At 67.8% G+C, this 15,558-nt stretch carries 15 protein-coding genes and 1 pseudogene; 6 read left to right on the forward strand and 10 right to left on the reverse strand.

What is annotated here, in order from left to right; all coding sequences use genetic code 11:
• Positions 1-2,094 precede the first annotated feature (2,094 nt).
• Entirely contained in the window at positions 2,095-2,874 is a 780-nt protein-coding gene (panB, locus tag AB0P21_RS40575; RefSeq protein ID WP_363704824.1) for a 3-methyl-2-oxobutanoate hydroxymethyltransferase, read from the forward strand.
• 60 nt (positions 2,875-2,934) lie between these two features.
• Positions 2,935-3,489, forward strand: a pseudogene (locus AB0P21_RS40580) (prolyl oligopeptidase family serine peptidase); the annotation flags it as partial.
• Between the two features lie 40 nt (positions 3,490-3,529).
• Here AB0P21_RS40580 and AB0P21_RS40585 read toward each other — a convergent pair.
• Together AB0P21_RS40585 and AB0P21_RS40590 are read right to left on the reverse strand one after the other, a co-directional pair.
• The gene (locus AB0P21_RS40585; protein ID WP_363704826.1) at positions 3,530-3,691 is read right to left on the reverse strand and encodes a hypothetical protein; all 162 of its coding nucleotides are present in this window, start codon (positions 3,689-3,691) and stop codon (positions 3,530-3,532) included.
• A 9-nt stretch (positions 3,692-3,700) separates the two neighbouring features.
• On the reverse strand, positions 3,701-4,603 hold the full coding sequence (locus tag AB0P21_RS40590; RefSeq protein ID WP_363704768.1) for an aldo/keto reductase: 903 nt from the start codon (positions 4,601-4,603) through the stop codon (positions 3,701-3,703).
• A 119-nt stretch (positions 4,604-4,722) separates the two neighbouring features.
• On the opposite strand from AB0P21_RS40590, the gene AB0P21_RS40595 reads away from it, so the two are divergent.
• On the forward strand, positions 4,723-5,220 hold the full coding sequence (locus AB0P21_RS40595; protein WP_363704770.1) for an NUDIX domain-containing protein: 498 nt from the start codon (positions 4,723-4,725) through the stop codon (positions 5,218-5,220).
• A gap of 58 nt (positions 5,221-5,278) precedes the next feature.
• On the opposite strand, the gene AB0P21_RS40600 is transcribed toward AB0P21_RS40595, so the two are convergent.
• Positions 5,279-5,455, reverse strand: a complete 177-nt coding sequence (locus AB0P21_RS40600; RefSeq protein ID WP_363704828.1) for a hypothetical protein — start codon at positions 5,453-5,455, stop codon at positions 5,279-5,281.
• Between the two features lie 63 nt (positions 5,456-5,518).
• On the reverse strand, positions 5,519-6,256 hold the full coding sequence (locus tag AB0P21_RS40605) for a helical backbone metal receptor (RefSeq protein WP_363704772.1): 738 nt from the start codon (positions 6,254-6,256) through the stop codon (positions 5,519-5,521).
• Between the two features lie 314 nt (positions 6,257-6,570).
• On the opposite strand from AB0P21_RS40605, the gene AB0P21_RS40610 reads away from it, so the two are divergent.
• Positions 6,571-7,272: a histone H1-like repetitive region-containing protein gene (locus AB0P21_RS40610; RefSeq protein WP_363704774.1), complete on the forward strand. Its 702-nt coding sequence runs from the start codon at positions 6,571-6,573 to the stop codon at positions 7,270-7,272.
• Between the two features lie 81 nt (positions 7,273-7,353).
• Here AB0P21_RS40610 and AB0P21_RS40615 read toward each other — a convergent pair whose 3' ends face one another.
• Positions 7,354-7,542: a hypothetical protein gene (locus tag AB0P21_RS40615; protein ID WP_363704776.1), complete on the reverse strand. Its 189-nt coding sequence runs from the start codon at positions 7,540-7,542 to the stop codon at positions 7,354-7,356.
• Positions 7,543-7,595: 53 nt separating this feature from the next.
• Between AB0P21_RS40615 and map the strand changes: the two genes are divergently transcribed.
• A complete protein-coding gene (gene map / locus AB0P21_RS40620; protein ID WP_363704778.1) occupies positions 7,596-8,444 on the forward strand; it encodes a type I methionyl aminopeptidase in 849 nt (282 codons plus the stop codon).
• Entirely contained in the window at positions 8,441-8,824 is a 384-nt protein-coding gene (locus tag AB0P21_RS40625) for a GNAT family N-acetyltransferase (protein WP_363704780.1), read from the forward strand. The genes map and AB0P21_RS40625 overlap by 4 nt, the downstream gene beginning before the upstream one ends.
• Here AB0P21_RS40625 and AB0P21_RS40630 read toward each other — a convergent pair.
• Genes AB0P21_RS40630 through AB0P21_RS40650 form a run of 5 tightly spaced genes read right to left on the reverse strand, consistent with a single transcriptional unit; the run spans position 8,812 to position 15,555 of the window.
• The gene (locus tag AB0P21_RS40630; RefSeq protein WP_363704782.1) at positions 8,812-9,279 is read right to left on the reverse strand and encodes a GNAT family N-acetyltransferase; all 468 of its coding nucleotides are present in this window, start codon (positions 9,277-9,279) and stop codon (positions 8,812-8,814) included. The two genes, AB0P21_RS40625 and AB0P21_RS40630, sit on opposite strands and share 13 nt — an antisense overlap.
• Positions 9,280-10,053 (reverse strand): aminoglycoside adenylyltransferase domain-containing protein, encoded by a 774-nt coding sequence (locus AB0P21_RS40635; protein ID WP_363704784.1) that lies wholly within the window; start codon positions 10,051-10,053, stop codon positions 9,280-9,282. It lies immediately after the preceding gene.
• Positions 10,050-11,531 (reverse strand): peptidase S10, encoded by a 1,482-nt coding sequence (locus tag AB0P21_RS40640; RefSeq protein ID WP_363704786.1) that lies wholly within the window; start codon positions 11,529-11,531, stop codon positions 10,050-10,052. The genes AB0P21_RS40635 and AB0P21_RS40640 overlap by 4 nt, the downstream gene beginning before the upstream one ends.
• 50 nt (positions 11,532-11,581) lie before the next feature.
• Entirely contained in the window at positions 11,582-12,721 is a 1,140-nt protein-coding gene (locus AB0P21_RS40645; protein ID WP_363704788.1) for a ThuA domain-containing protein, read from the reverse strand.
• A gap of 14 nt (positions 12,722-12,735) precedes the next feature.
• Positions 12,736-15,555: a carbohydrate-binding protein gene (locus AB0P21_RS40650; RefSeq protein WP_363704790.1), complete on the reverse strand. Its 2,820-nt coding sequence runs from the start codon at positions 15,553-15,555 to the stop codon at positions 12,736-12,738.
• Between the last annotated feature and the right edge of the window lie 3 nt (positions 15,556-15,558).

The raw sequence follows: 15,558 nt of genomic DNA on the forward strand, positions 1-15,558 counted from the left end.
GTGTCGGCCGGTACCAACGGCGACGCCGACGACGAACTGCCGGCGCCGTACGGGACCGGACCGAAGAACCGGACAACCGAGGAGCAGCACCGCTCGGAGTACGGCTACGCCGATTCGTCCGGCGACGGCCGCTGGCGCGACCGCGCGACCACCCTCGACGGGCTCGACCCGGCGCCTTCGTTGCCGAACGCCCCGAGATCGTACGAGCGCGGCCCGGTGCCGCAGCAGCCGTACGTGCCGAAGCCGCCGTTCCTGCCGGAGCGCGAGTACCCGGCCGGTGGTGGATACCAGCCCGACGAGTACGGCGAGACGCCGCCGTGGGGTGGGCGGGAAACGCAACAGGAGCCGGGTGGTTTCGAGTCGCCGTTCGCGCCGCGTCCGGCGTACCGCGACGAGCCGACCCAGGAACGTCCGATCCAGGATCGTGCTGCGCAGGAACGCGCTATGCAGGAGCGTGCCACGCAGGAGCGGTTGGCGCGCGAGCGGGCCGTGCAGGAGAGGGCGGCTATCCAGGAGCGTGCCGCTGCGGCTGAGCGAGAGCGCGCAGGCCAGGCGTCGGCGCGGGAGCGGTCGACGCAGGAGCGCGCTGCGCAGGAGCTACGGCTGTTGCAGGAGCGCGCTGCCCAGGAGCGCATTGCCCTGGAGCGTGCGGCACAGGAGCGGGCCGCGTCGGAGCGGGCTGCGCAGGAGCGTGGCTTCTCCGCTGAGCAGAGTCCGTTCCGCCAGCAGCCGCCCGGACAGCCGCAGAGCCCGTTCGGCCCAGTACGCAACGGACTCAGCGGTCCGACGCCGCAGGCCCGCCCAGGACAACCAGGCCCTGGTACTCCGCCTGGCATCACCCCACCCGGGCAGGCACCAGGTGGGCAGGCACCCGCACGCCCAGGTGGCCTCGGCCCGACAGGCAACGGCGTGACTCCCCACAGTTCCAACGGCACCCTCTCAAGCAACGGCCGAAGCCAGGCCGGCCCTGAGCCACGCACCGCCGGCTCGAACGGCTGGAGCCAAGCCGGAGCCGAGCCCCGCACCGCCGGTTCAAACGGTTGGAGCCAAGCCGGAGCCGAGCCCCGCACCGCCGGTTCAAACGGCTGGGAGCAACCAGGCACCGAGCCCCGTACTGCAGGCTCGAATGGCTGGAGCCAGGCGGGTCCTGCGCATCACGCACCTGGCTCCAACGGTTGGTCCCTGGCCGGAGCTGAGCCACAACCGCCCGCCTCCAACGGCCAGCACGCGCCCACCAACCGCACCCCCGCCGACCCCAACCGCCCTGGCGGCCCCGGATCCGGCGTACCGGGCAACGGCGTCTCCAACAACCCCGCACCGGGGACCCCCGCGGCAGGCGACCCGTCGCAGAGCCGACCAGCTCCTGCAACCGGCAGCCAAGCAGCAACCAACCCAGGGGCAAGCAACCCAGCGGCGAGCAACCAACTCCCCACCCAGCCAGGCACCCAGCCGACCCGCCCCGGACCTGGTGGCCAGGGCCCAACCGGCTGGACCGGCACCGCACCCTCCCCCGCCACAGCACCCCCGGCGACCGCCTCAACTTCCGCCAACGGGTATCCGTCAGACCCGTCCGCGGAGTACGAGAGCAACGCACCGCTGAGCGCCGCACCTTCCTCCACCGGCTCTCCCTTGGAGAGCAAGCAGGAAGGCCCGCAGCGACCGGCAGGAGCGCGCCGCCGAGCCGACGTACAGCAGGACGCACCCAGCCAGGTAGCTGAAGCACCAGTGAGCTCTCACCGCGCCCGCCGAGCGGGTGCGGCCGCGGGTGCGACGCCTGCGGCCAAGGTCGAAGCACCGACGGCCAACGGCGAGGCACCCGCAGTCAAGGACAGCAACAAGAGCCTCGGCACCGAAGGCAACGCAGCAAGCACCAATTCGCGCCCTGACGCGGAGGCTGGAAGCGCAGCACTCGGCGCTGCAGCAGGTGGTGCCGCAGCAGGTGGCGCGCCTAGCAACAGCCCAGCAGCTAGCGCCGCAGGCAGCAGTCCAACGGCCAGCAACTCTCGGCCTGACGCGGGAGTTGGCGGCGACCCTCTCGGCGGCGCAGCGGGCAGCGGCCCGGCAGACGCGAGCAAGCGCCCACGGCGATACCGCATCCACCACCTGCGCGACATGAAGAACCGTGGCGAGAAGTGGGCGATGCTCACCGCCTACGACCAGTACACCGCCGAGATCTTCGACCAGGCGGGCATCCCCGTCCTACTCGTCGGCGACTCGGCGGCGAACAACGTCTTCGGCTACGAGTCGACCCTCCGCGTCACCGTCGACGAACTGATCCCGCTGGCACGCGCCGTCGCGAGTGCCGCCGAGCGCGCACTCGTCGTCGCCGACCTGCCGTTCGGTTCCTACCAAGCCTCGCCCGAGCAGGCGTTCCACACCGCTGTCCGGTTCATGAAGGAAGCCGGCGCGCACGCGGTGAAGCTGGAAGGCGGGCGCACCGTCGTACCGGCGGTGGAGAAGCTGACCCAGTCCGGCATCCCGGTGATGGCTCACATCGGCTTCACTCCGCAGAGCGAGCACACGATCGGCGGGTACCGCGTCCAAGGCCGCGGCGACCAAGCCGCCTCGCTGATCGACGACGCGGTCGCACTCGCCGAGGCAGGTGCCTTCGCGCTGGTCCTCGAGATGGTGCCGGGCGACGTCTCCGCGGAGATCACCAAGCGCATCCCGATCCCGACGATCGGCATCGGCGCCGGCCGCGACACCGACGCGCAGGTGCTCGTCTGGCAGGACATGGCCGGCATGCGCGCCGGCCAGATGCCCCGTTTCGTCAAGCAGTACGCCGATCTGCGCGGCATCCTCACCAACGCCGCCACCAGCTACGCGGCCGAGGTGGCCAACGGCTCCTTCCCCGCCGACGAGCACACCTTCTAGCCGTTCTGCCGACAGACAACCAAGGCTGGTCCGCCCACCCGGCGGACTAGCCTCGTCGGCATGACGCTCGCAAATCCGTATCGCCGCCTCGAACCGACGCGGAGGACTGGAGCCGCGAGCAAGACGCATCTGGTTGCCCAGCTCAACGAATCCACCGACCAGCGCAAACGGCTCCGGCTCTACCCGGTGCAAACCACCAACGAAACAAACATAATCGGCGAACCCGTGCGCCTCACCGCCGTCCATCCCGCCGGCGACGGGGTACTGACCGTGGCACTGGTCGACGTTCAACCGGTGATCAGCGTCATCAACTACTCGACCGGCGAGCACAGCCGACTCGGAGACCTCTCGTACGACGAGCCGCGCCCGACTCTGCTCTACGGGTACGGCGGGTTCAACTCATCGCAGCTCGCCGACTATCGACCGGGCTGGCCCGCCTGGCTCGCGGCGGGTGGTGTGCTGGTGATCGCCAACCTGCGTGGTGGCGGCGAGTTCGGAGCCGACTGGCACGACGCCGGCCGGCTCGACCGCAAGCAGAACACCTTCGACGACTGCATCGCGGTGGCCGAACACCTCCACGCGACCGGCGTGACCACTGCCGAGCAGCTCGCGATCCACGGACACAGCGGCGGTGGGTTGCTGGTCGGTGCGATGATCACCCAGCGACCCGATTCTGTTCGCGGCAGCGCTGCAGGACGCACAGGGCGGCGATCAGCCGGTGCTGCTGCGGGTGCAGCGCAGAGTCGGGCACGGACCAGGCAGAGCGGCTGCCGCGGTCGTCACCGAGTGGGCCGATCGGCTGGCGTTCGCGGCCCACCACACCGGGCTAGATCCAGGGCAGGCCTGAGCGTTCCGACCAGTATTCGTAGGGCTCCTGCACAAACTCGGCCAAGGGTCCTTGGACGACGGTCGCGAGGTTGCTCTCGAGTTGCTCGGCGGTTGTCGCGCCGCTGAGGACGATGTCGGCCCACGGCTGGGCGGCGGCCGCGCCGATCGCCAGCGAGTCGGGGGCGAAGTGGTGCTGGGCTGCGAAGGCGTTGAAGGGCGTCTCTCCGGCTCTGGCCGTGAGGCGGCCGTTGGCCACCGCTTCCTTCACCACGACGAACCAGCCGGCCTCGTGCGCCTCGGCCAGCGCGGGACCGACGGACGTTTCGAGCACGTTCCAGGTCGACTGGACTGCGGTGAAAGGCGTCTCCAGGGACAGCGCCTTGCGCAGCGTCTCTGCTTGCCGCGGTCCACTCGTGGACAGACCGACCCGTACTCCGCTGTCGGCCAACTCCCGCAGCCGGTCGAGCAACTGCTGGTCGTCGAGCGCCGGGCTGTCGGCCGTGAGGCTGTGCACCAGGTAGAAGTCAGGCGGGCTGCCGAGTGCCTGCAGCGTCTCGGGCCACTGCCGCTCGAACGTCGCGAGCGAGTGGTCCTTCACCTCGTGCGTGTCCGCGTCGTGGCGCCAGTCGGCGACGTAGGTGTAGCCCCACTTCGAGCCGACGGTGAGCTGACTGCGCCGCTCCGGGGTGAGCCACTCCCCCAGGAACGTCTCCGCCAAACCATAGGAACGCGCGGCATCGAAGTACCGGACGCCGGACGACCACGCCTGCTCCAGCAACTCGTGTGTACGCAGGCGAAGATCCTCGATCTCACGCCCCGGCGCAAGGTCCTGGTCATGGCCGAGATTGATGTAGCCGGGCCGCCCGAGGGCTGCCAGTCCGAGGCCGATGCGTGCAGTCATACCTCGATCGTCCCACCGGTGAACAACAGCCGTTGCCCGGTGCCCGTATTCGGACGTCGTACCGGGACGCGCCGCGTGACGCGTCGCGGTACCGGTGATGTCGTCTAGCGTTTTGAGGTGTGACTGACTCCCGCCTGCCACCGCCCGGCACCGTCGTCCGGCGTACGACGGCCCGTGTCCTGCCTGTCCGCCCGGACGGCAAGGTGTTGCTGCTGCACGGGTGGGACCCGCTAAAACCGCAGACGCCGTACTGGTTCACGATCGGCGGCGGCGTCGAAGCCGGCGAGACGGTCGAGCAGGCCGGCAGTCGCGAACTGCGCGAGGAGGTCGGCATCGAACTGCCGGCCGATCAGCTCGGCGCGCCGGTGGCGATGAACGAGATCGAGTTCGAGTGGGGCGGCTGCCGGATCATCCAGCACCAGACGTTCTTCGCGGTCGGCGTGGAGACGGTCGAGGTGAGCTTCGCCAACCAGGAGCAGCTCGAGCTGGAGACGATCAGCGCGCACGGCTGGTGGCACCCCGACGAGCTGGAGGCGACCGGGCAGGCCGCGCACGTTACGATTCCGGATCTGGTCCGGCGGGCGGTCGAGGTGATCCGGTACCGCGAGGCGTCCTGACCGCAGCGGGCGGCCGGCGCCGGCATCAACAGAAGCCGGGCTCAGCGAGATACCGGCCTCAGCGGGAGCGAACCTGCTTGAGGAGCTTCTTCGGCAGCTTCTTGTCCACGACGTAGTGGCGCAGGTCAAGGCGCTCAGCGCAGCCGGCATCAGCCAGCCGCTTGAGGACGACCGGGCACTTCTTGCACCTCGGCTTGTCCTTGCAGCACTTCTTCTTCGCAGTCATGGACGGCACGTCGTAAGAGTAGGTGAGCCTGCCCTAACCGTCTACCTGAGATCTCACTGATCGTGTCGCAGCTCACGTCAGCTGTTCGATCAGCAGCGCGCGGGCCGTCACCAGTGACGGTCCGTACCAGGTCAGATGCCGTCCGCTGACCGGATATGCGGGCACGTCGAATGCCTCCGGACCATCCTCGGCGGAGAACGGATAAGGCTCGTCCGGCAGCACCACCAGCTCGTACTCCGGTAACTGCGTCAACTCGATCTTCGGATAGCGCTCCGGTGATTGTCCGAGTGCATTGTCGATCCCCAGTCTTTGCAACAGATCGCCCGCGAAGGTGTCCCGGCCCAACGCCATCCAAGGCCGCCGCCAGATCGGAATCAGCGCCCGCCGGCGCGGACCGGCGTACGGCGTACTCCACACTTCGCGGGCTTCGTCGAGCCAGTTCGGTGCTTCGCCGGTGACGGCGCCGAGCATTCGTTCCAGCGAGTCCAGTGATTGCGGAACGGTGGTCGGCGCGGTCACCCAGACCGCGAGTCCACCGGCCCGCAACGCGTCGAGATCGGCTGCGCGATTCTCTTCGGCATTCGCGATCACGACATCCGGCGCGAGTTCGAGAATGAGTTCGAGGTCGGGGTTTTTGGTACCGCGAACGCGGGTCACCTCGAGGTCGCCGGGATGACTGCACCAGTCCGTCGCGCCGACCAAAAGCGATGCGTCGGTAGCCGCGATCGCCTCCGTCAACGACGGCACGATACTCACCACGCGACGTACTCGCGCGGGCAGATCGACAACCGCTCCGAGGTCGTCCTGCATGCGTTCCCAGCCCTTCGTCCGGTGCCCGCGAGTAGAGGTTGCCGATGACAACACTCTGCCGAAAGCAGTGCGAATCAGCAGTTCAGCGGCCAGTTGGCGCGCGTGTCGTCAACATTTCTTTGCGGTACCGCAACAGGCTACCGCCGCGGCGAAAACCCAACTCTGCAAGGGTTTTCGGACTAATCCCGCAGAAACGGCACCGGGACGCCTTAACGTGCAGACGTTTCGGGTGCTTTACGTATGGCACAAGTGTTGTCATCATCATGACGACGAGGAATCCACCGTGGTTTTCCTCAGCGCACCAAGGAGGCAGAGTGCCAGCCACAAAGGCAGCCGCAGGGAAGGCGACAGCCAAAAAGGCTTCTCCCGCCAAGAAGACCGTCGCCAAGAAGGCCAGCGCCGCGAAGACGACCACCGCACGCAAGGTGGCGACCGCGGCCAAGAAGACCCCGGCGAAGAAGGTGACAGCGGCGAAGAAGGCACCGGCTACGAAGGTCGCCGCGAAGAAGGCGCCGGCCAAGAAGGTGACCGCGAAGAAGACGGTCGCGAAGAAGGCACCGGCGAAGACCGTGGCGAAGAAGACGGTCGCGAAGAAGACCGTGGCCACCAAGGCCGCGGCCAAGAAGACGATCGCGAAGAAGGCGCCGGCCAAGAAGGTGACCGCCAAGAAGACGGTCGCCAAGAAGGCACCGGCGAAGACCGTGGCGAAGAAGACGGTCGCGAAGAAGGCCCCGGCCAAGAAGACCGTGGCCAAGAAGGCGCCGGCGAAGAAGGCCGTCACCAAGAAGGCCGTCGCGAAGAAGGCGTCCGCGAAGAAGGTCGCCGCCAAGAAGGCGCCGGCCAAGGTCGCGGCCAAGAAGGCCCCGGCGAAGGTCGCCGCGAAGAAGGCCCCGGCCCGCAAGGTCGCCGCCAAGAAGTCAGCCACCCGTCCGGCCACCGCCACCAAGGCGACAACCGCGCGCAAGGCTCCGGCTCGTAAGGCACCGGCGCGCAAGGCCGCCGCGAAGAAGGCCTGAACGAACCACCGCAGCACAGCCGAGGGGCACCACCGTGACGGTGGTGCCCCTCGGTCGTGTGCACGGCAACAAGCCGGTGAGTCAGTCGTCGTTCCACTTCGGATCGCTGTCCCAGGCCTCGTTGCGTTCCTGCACCTTGTCCAGCGCCCGGGCGGCTTCCTCCGCGGAGCTGTACGGTCCGAGCCGGTCACCGGACTTCTCGCCCTGGTACGGCTCGACCTTGCCGGTCTTGGTGTTGTAGTACCACTCGTTGCTGTGATCGTCGCTCATTTTGGCTGACCACCTCCTGAGGTCTTGTAACAGCTCACTAGAATGATTCCACCATGTCGCTTCTCACTCCTGGCATCATCTCGCCTCGCCGTCCGGTACCCGCATCCATTCCCCGTCCGGAGTACGTCGACAAGCCGTCGCCGACGCCGTACGACGGGTCCTATGTGACGTCCCCCGAGCTGATCGCGAAGATGCGCGTCGCCAGTAAACTCGCCGCCCAGGCACTCGAGGCGGTCGGCGCGGCCGCCAAGCCCGGAGTCACCACCGATGAGCTGGACCGGGTCGGCCACGACTACCTGGTCGAGCGCGATGCGTACCCGTCGACACTGGGCTACCGCAACTACCCGAAGTCGTTGTGCACCTCGGTCAACGAGGTGATCTGCCACGGCATCCCGGACGACCGCCCGCTCGAGGACGGCGACATCGTGAACGTGGACATCACCGCGTTCCTGGACGGCGTGCACGGCGACACCAACGCGACCTTCCTGGTCGGCGACGTCGACGAGGAGAGCCGGCTGCTGGTCGAGCGCACCCGGGAGGCGCTGAACCGCGGCATCAAGGCGGTCAAGCCGGGTCGCCAGGTCAGCATCATCGGCCGGGTGATCGAGTCCTACGCGAAGCGCTTCGGGTACGGCGTGATCCGCGACTTCACCGGTCACGGCATCGCCACCGCGTTCCACTCCGGGCTGATCATTCCGCACTACGACGACGAGCGCTTCGACGACGTGATCGAGGTCGGCATGACGTTCACGATCGAGCCGATGCTCACCCTCGGCAGCTACAACTACGACCTGTGGGAGGACGGCTGGACCGCCACCACCAAGGACAAGTCGCGGACCGCGCAGTTCGAGCACACCCTGGTCGTCACCGACACCGGCGCCGAAGTACTCACGCTGCCGTGAGCATCACGCAGTACGAGCAGACGCACCTGGCGGGCGTCCTCGCACTGTGCGAGGCGGAGGAGTGGCCGACCTTCCCCGCCGACCCCGCACGCGCCCACGCGGTCCTCACCGCGCCGGGCGTGACCGCCGTGGTCGCCTTGGACGGCGACCTGGTAACCGGCTTCGCCTACCTGCAAAGCGACGGCCATATCCAGGCGCATCTGTCGCTGATGGCCGTCCACCGCTCCTACCGCCGCCAAGGCATCGGCCGCCAACTCCTGGAGTACGCCGTGCCGTTAACCGGAGCCCAACGCGTCGACCTGGTCACCGACACCGCGCAGGACTTCTACGCGTCCTTCGACCACCGCACCAACTCCGGCTTCCGCATCTACCCGGGCTGAAAACCCAACGCCTGGTAGAGGCTGACGGCGGCCGCGTTCTCCGGCAGTACGTTCAACGCGAGGCGGATCGGCGATTGCGCCAAGCACTCGGTGAGCAACGCCTTGGCGAGGCCCCTGCGGCGCCAGCCAGGCGAGGTGAAGAGCTCGATGACGAACGGGCAGTCCGGCGTGTTCGGCCAGGGCGCCCGATCGACAACCAGCAGAGCGCCGACAAGTGCGCCTCCTGCTGCCACCGCAAGGCGGCTGCTGGCCAGGCTGAGTGGCCCGTAGGAGCCTTCGAAGCTGATCCGGATGTCCTCGATCGCGGCCGCCTCGTCGTCGACTACGGCCGGGTCGTAGGCCTCGTAGTACAGGCGTCCCAGCGCATCTGTGTCTGCCGGCGACGGCGCACGCAGCACGACACCTGGTGGGGGCGGAACGACGGTTAGCGGCGCCGGCTCGCGGACGTAGAGCACCTACAGTTCCAAAGCCGCGGTGATGACCTTGCGGCCGTACGGAACTGCGGATCTGGCGTCGGCGGTGGTGAAGGTTTCGGGTTTGCCGGCTCGGTGGTCGAGGCAGCGGTTGAGGAGCGGCGCCCACTCGGGGAAGGCGATCAGGGCGTGTTCGCCGGCCCGGGTCTTCGAGATGATGTTGCCGGTGGCAAGGAGTGCGTGGAGGCGCGGGACGCCGAGGACGACCCAGGGCAGCACCCAGTCGGGCACCGGGGCGTCGTCGGGCTGGGTCGCCGTGGCGGTTTCGAGCTGGTCGAGTTGTGCGGTCCAGTAGGTCTGAAGGTTATGGCGGGTGAAGGCCTCCAGCGCCTCCTGGTCGTCGTGGACGACCAGGTCGGGGGTGGTGCGGATGGCGAGGGACTGGCGGGCCAGCTCCGACCACAGCACCGGCGAGACCGGGCCGCCGAGAGGTGCTTCCTTGAAGACGCCGTCGAGGGTGAAGACGACCGCCTTGGCAGCGTCGGGCGGTGCGGCGAGGTCGGCGGCGGTCAGGTAGGTGACGTCGAAAGCAGGAGCCGTCGGCAACTGCTCGTGCACAGCCCGCACCGCCGAGGCGTCCAGCAGCGGCGAAGCTGTCACAACGACGCCGTCGATGTCGCTGTGTCCCGGCCGGAAGTCACCGAGCGGCACCGAGCCGGTGAGGTAGAGCCCGGTCACTTGACCAGGCAGCGCCTCGTCCACAAGCTCCAAGTACTGCGCCGCGAGAGCGGTGACTTCCGGCGGGACTGGTGTCATCTGTTGGAGGCTCCCTGGATGAAAGCGGCCAGGTCCTTGGACTGTTGCCGCCGGGTCGGTTCGTGCACGTACATCATGTGACCCGCCGGGTAGTAGCAAAGTTCGATGTTGCCCCGAAGTTCTGCCGGGATCTGCAGCCGCGCGACCGTGTACTCGGTGGCGAAGTACGGCGTCGCGCAGTCGTAGTGCCCGGACGCGATATGCACCTTGAGGTGCGGGTTCCCGCGCATCGCCTCGCCGAGTTTGTCGGCGACGGTGACGTGGTTGTTCTCGAACTCCTTGTACGACCAGTCCTTCGCCGCCTGGCTGCTGAGGAACTCGTACGGCAGGTCGTTGTGATAGTCGAGCTCAGCATGCAGGTAGTGGTTCAGCGCCGCCGTGTAGGGCCCGATGATGGCCCGGAACGACGGGTCGTCCACCGACGTCTCCGCCGCCGAGTCCGCGTCCCACCCGGTGAACCGCGCGTCCAGCCGGCCGACCACCTGACGGCGCGCCCGCAGTACCTCGGCGAAGAACCGGGTGTGCTCGATCCGCAGGTTCACCCGGTCGATGTAGTCCTCCGACAACCCGGTCAGCCCGGCCAGCCGGGTGACCACCTCCGCCCGGTAGTCGTCCGCCACCCGGTTGCCCTGGGCAAGCGCATTGGGGTAGCGGCCGGCCGCGAACCGCTCCGCGTCGGCCAGCACCTCGTCGAGCTCCCGGTCGGGGATCAGCCCGTGGTAGTGCGCGGCCGCGGCGTACGACGGCAGGAACAGGGTGAACGGCAGATCATTGCCCGGCGTGAAGTCGAGCGTGCCGAACTCCAGCACCGCCGAGATCAGGATGATCCCGTTCAGGTACATCCCGTACCGATCCTGCAGATGCGCCGCCAGCCCAGCTGCGCGCGTGGTCCCGTAGGACTCCCCCGCCAGGAACTTCGGCGACATCCAGCGTCCGTTGCGCGACGTCCACAGCCGGATCACCTCGCCGACAGACTCCAGGTCGGCCGTGAACCCGTGGTAGTCCCCCGCCTTCTCCCCTTCGACCGCGCGCGAGTAGCCGGTCGACACCGGGTCGATGAAGACCAGGTCGCTGTCCTTCAGCAACGTCTCCGCGTTGTCCACCAGCCCGTACGGCGGCGGCGCAAGCTCACCCGCGTCGCCCGAGACCACCCGGCGCGGCCCGAGCAGCCCGAGATGCAGCCAGATGCTCGACGACCCCGGTCCCCCGTTGAACGCGAACGTCACCGGCCGGCTGCCCGGATCGGCGTCGTCGAGCGTGTACGCCGTCAGAAAGACCTCGGCCTTCGGCACATGCCCGTCGAACTTGCCGTCCGTGACCACCTCTTGCCGCAGCACCACGCGACCGGTGGTGGCGGTGTACTTCAGCTTCCGCCGCCCCACCGTGAGCGTGTGCTGGGTCGTGGTCAGGTCATCGACCGGAGTCGCCTTCGCGGGCTTGGCCTCAACGGTCTCCGGGGTCTGCTCAGGGGTCGCCATGGCCGAAAACCTATCAGCGCCCGGGGCAAGCTCCCGGGCGCTGATCACGGCTAACTGAGGGTGAAGCTGTCCACGTCGAACAGTGAACCCGACCCACCACTGAAGGTCAGGAACAGCGGACCACTGCCCGACCCGGTGAGCGTGGTCGAGACAGTCTGGAAGTTGTCCCACCCTCCAGTCACCGGTACTGCGACAGTCCCGAGCACCGGGCCGGTCGCCGACCCCGACCGAATCCGGATCGTGCCACCCGCCCCACCCGACGAGATCCGCGCACTGAAGCTCGTCTTGCCGGCCGTACTCACCTGCGAGTAGCCCGCCCAGTCACCGTTGTCGATGTAGCCCAACGTCTGACCCCCACTCGCACCCCCATGCCCAGCCACCTGTACGCCGAACTGCGACGTGAACGCCTCTCCCTCCACCGACGTGACCGGCGGTGTAGCAACCACCCCAGCGGCGTACTGGATCCCACCCAGCAGGTGCTGCCGGAACGGCTGGTTGGAGTACGACTCGATCGTGTGCCCGAAGCCCGTGTAGAACGAGCGCCCAGAGCCCTGCGAGTGGTACCAGGCAATCGGGTGATCGCCCATGTTGCCACCGCTGTAGGTGGATTCATCGAGATTGATCAGCACCCGCACATTCGGCCGCGGATTGGTCGAGTAGTTGTACAGCTCGTCCGTACGAACCCAGGTCGTCCCCAGATGCGCCGTCGACGGATGCGTACGGTCCTCGACCCTGGCAGTCACCTGCTGGATCGCCGGGTGGCTGTGGAACCAAGCGCCGACCAACTGCCCGTACCAAGGCCACCCGTACTCCGTATCGGCGGCGGCGTGGACCCCGACATACCCACCGCCACCATTGATGTACCCCTCAAAGGCTGTCTGCTGAGCTGCAGTGAGAATGTCGCCGGTCGTGCTCAGAAAGACGACAGCCTTGTAGGCAGCCAGTTGGGACGCGGTGAAGACATTGCTGTCCTCAGTGGCAGTGACAGTGAACCCATTAGCGGCCCCCAACTCCCGGATCGCCTGAATGCCGGCCGGGATCGAGTCGTGCCGGAATCCGGCCGTCTTGCTGAACACCAGCACTTGATAAGGAGCAGCCGCCCAAGCCGCGGCGGGCTTCAATCCAACAGCTCCGCCAACCAGCAGCAAAGCACCTGTCACCAGTGATTCACGACGCGTAAAAGTAGTCATAGTCGTTGTCCTGTTCAGCGAGAGACGGTGAAGGTGTCGATGTCGAAAAGCGAGCCGGCGCCACCGGTGAAGCTCAGGAAGAGCGCCCCGGTGACATTGCCGGTCAGCGCGGTCGAGACGGTCTGGAAGTTCTCCCAACCGCCAGTGGCCGGTACTGCGACCGAGCCGAGCAGCGTCCCCGTCGCCGAGCCCGAGCGCACCTGGATCGTGCCGCCCGCCCCGCCCGAGGAGACCCTCGCGCTGAACGACTTGGCACCGGCCGTCGCCACCTGCGAATAGCCCGCCCAGTCACCGTTGTCGATGTAGCCCAACGTCTGACCACCGTTGGCCCCCGCATGGGCAGCCACCTGTACGCCGAACTGCGACGTGAACGCCTCGCCCTCAGCCGTCGTACCGGTCGAGGCCGAGGTCACGAAGGTGAAGGCGTCGAGGTCGAACAGGTTGCCCTGTCCCGTCACTCCCTTGAAGACGAAGAACAGCGTCGTCGACCCGGCCGGCTTGTTGGTCAGGTTGGCCGACACGTTGACGAAGGTGTCCCAGCTCCCCGTCGGCGCGACCGTCATCGTGCCCAGCAAGCTGCCGGTCGCCGATCCGGCCCGTACCTCGATCGTGCCGCCGACCCCGCCGGACGACACCCGCGCGCTGACCGACGTCGCGTTGCCGACCGCGTACGGCTGGTACGAGATCCAGTCGTTGTTGTCGACGAACCCGACGGTCTTGCCACCCTCGGCAGCACCGTGGTCAGCCAGCTGGATCCCCGACTGCGCGCTGAAGTGCTCGCCCTGCCGGTGTCGTGGCTGCAGCTTGCGCTGGGTGTGCGTGGTGATCCCACCGTTGTCCGTGTACTCCGCGTCGAAGACGCCGTACACGTTGGCCGCCGGGTCGTGCTCACCATCGACCGGTACTGCGATCGACCCGCTGCAACCGTTCTTGGAGGTGATCTGGTGCTGGTGCACGTCGTGCCCGAGCAGGTAGGTCAGCTTCACCCGGTTGCAGTCGATCGTGCCGTCCTCCGGATCGGTCACGGTGATCTGGAACGGCACGGTGTCGCCGAACGAGAACAGCTGACCGTCCAGAGGTGTCTGCAAGGTGACCGTCGGGGCCGTGTTACCCACGCTGATCTGGACGTTGGCCGAGCCGGTTAGCCCGGCCGGATCGGTCACCGTCAGCGTCGCGGTGAAGTTGCCGGCCGTGTTGTAGGTGTACGACGGGTTGGCTTGCGTCGACGTACCGCCGTCGCCGAAGGTCCAGCGATAGGTCAGCGCGCCGCCTTCGGGGTCGGAGCTGCCGGCCGACGAGAACGCCACCGTGAGCGGACGGCCGCCGGAGGTCGGCGTACCGGCTGCTTTGGCGATCGGGTTGCGGTTGGTGGCGCCCTTGTACTCGATCCGCCACAGGGCCTGGTTGTTCGCGCCCGTGCCGTAGTCGAGCACGTAGAGCGCGCCGTCCGGCCCGAAGGCCATGTCCATCACCTGGGTGCCGGTCCACGGGAACGCGCCGATGTCGCCGACGCCGCCCGTGCCGGTCACCTCGATGGCCTTGATCCACTGCCGGCCGAGCTCACCAGCGAAGTACCGGCCGTTGAGCGACTGCGGGAACTTGACCGCGGAGTTGAGGTTCGGGTCGAACCGGTAGACCGGCCCGCCCATCGGCGACTCCGAGCCGCCGTTGCCGAACTCGGGCGGCGTGCCCGCGTCACCGCCGTACCGGATCCAGGCCGGCTGCGCGGCGGGCAAGGTGGTCCGGCCGGTGTTGCGGAACGAGTTGTTGGTCGGGCCGCCCGCGCAGTTGAACTTCGCGCCGGAGGGACCGCTGGGGAACTGGAAGTCGTTGTAGGTCTCGCTGCTGGTGTTGGTGCCCGTGCAGTACGGCCAGCCGTAGTTGCCGGGAGCAGTGATCCGGTCGAACTCGACCTGGCCGTTCGGGCCGCGGTCGGGATTGGTGACTCCGGCGTCGGGACCGTAGTCGCCGAGATAGACGATGCCGGTCGGCTTGTCCACGTTCATCCGGAACGGGTTGCGGAAGCCCATCGCGTAGATCTCGGGTTTGGTCTGCGCGGTGCCCGGTGCGAACAGGTTGCCGCTCGGGACCGTGTAGGTGCCGTCCGGCTGGGGCTTGATCCGGAGCAGCTTGCCGCGCAGGTCGTTGGTGTTGCCCGACGTGCGCTGCGCGTCGAACTGCGGGTTGCGGGTGGTCCGCTCGTCGATCGGCGTGTAGCTGTCGGACTGGAACGGGTTGCTGTCGTCGCCGGTGGTCAGATACAGGTTGCCGGCGGCATCGAAGTCGATATCACCGCCAACGTGGCAGCACTGGCCGCGGTCGTTCGGCACCCGCAGGACGATTTTCTCGCTGGCCAGGTCGAGGGTGTTGTCGGCCTTCAGGGTGAACCGGGACAGGTACAGCTCGCCCTTCCAGCGATCCCAGTCGGCCTGGGTGCCGTCGGTCGGCGCATCGCCGTCCGGCGTCGACAGCCTTGGTGAGTAGTAGAGATAGAGGTAGCGGTTGGTCGCGAAGGCGGGGTCGGCGGCAACGCCCTGCAGGCCTTCCTCGTCGTGGGTGTAGACGTTGAGCTTGCCGGCCACCGACGTCGTACCGGCTGCGTCGGTGATCCGGACTGTTCCGTCGCGGGCCGTGTGGACGACGGAACGGTTCGGCAGGACGGCCAGCGACATCGCTTCGCCGAGCTCACCCCCGCCGGTCGCCAGCGAGACCTGCTGGTAGTCGCCGGGCGGGATCGTCGACCCTGCCTCGGCCATCGATGCACTCAACCCGAGTGCTGCGGTCAATGCGGCCGTGATCAACAACGAGAGCCGCCTGGTGCCTTTCTTCTGCATGGT

This window comes from Kribbella sp. NPDC056861, from assembly GCF_040687575.1.
Classification (GTDB): Bacteria; Actinomycetota; Actinomycetes; order Propionibacteriales; family Kribbellaceae; genus Kribbella.